The sequence below is a fragment of the Alloalcanivorax venustensis ISO4 genome, from assembly GCF_015356855.1.
GTDB lineage: Bacteria > Pseudomonadota > Gammaproteobacteria > Pseudomonadales > Alcanivoracaceae > Alloalcanivorax > Alloalcanivorax venustensis.
In genome coordinates, this window is the sequence record NZ_ARXR01000085.1 from 1 (window position 1) to 726 (window position 726).

The 726-nt window shown below is 76.2% G+C and carries 1 protein-coding gene; it reads right to left on the reverse strand.

Annotation, left to right across the window (positions count from 1 at the left end; translation table 11 throughout):
• A partial coding sequence (locus ISO4_RS16875; RefSeq protein WP_194856987.1) for a DUF2868 domain-containing protein occupies window positions 1–726 on the reverse strand: 726 nt, incomplete at both ends.

Below are 726 nucleotides of genomic sequence, written 5' to 3' on the forward strand. Positions count from 1 at the left end.
CGGTGCCGGCGGCGACCGGTGCCGGGCCGCTGTCCACCCAGGGCGTGGCGAAGCGCTGGCGCAGCGCCGCCCAGCCCGGGTGGCGTCGCAGCAGCACGCCGGCGCGGTGGTTCAGGTGCAGCCGCGCCAGCCCCAGCAGGATAAGCCGGGGCAGCAGCACATAGCAGAGCCACAGCATGGCCAGGAACGGCCACCAGGCGCCCAGGCGTTCCGGGTCGGCGGGAGCCTCACCGCCGAGCCGGAAGTAACGGGATTGCTCCACCAGTTCCAGGCCCGGCACGGCGCCGGGCAGCCAGCCGCGCCAGGGCCAGGCAAGCTGTTCCACCAGGGCGTGATAGGCGGGCGCGGAGGTCTGCAGGGTGGTGCTCCAGCCGAACGCCAGATCGCGCACCAGCACCTGGACCAGCAGGGTGAGCAGGGCGGTGGCGGCGAACGCCAGGCCGGCGCCGTGGGCGGCGCGGGCGGCCAGCTGCGGGTGCAGCTGGCGGAGTACCGGCGGCGCGCCGTCGCCCCGGCCCAGCAGCCGGCCCCAGGGGCGCCGGCCGCTTAACGCCTGGGCGGTGGTGGCCAGGGCGAGCAGCAGTTGCAGCAGGGCCAGCGCCAGAATCAGGGTGACGTTGATGCGGCCCTGGCCGTCCACGTACAGCACGCCGAGCATGGTCAGCACGCCCAGCACCGCGCCGGCCAGGGTCAGCGCGGCCCGGCCGCGGCGCCAGGGGCGCAGCG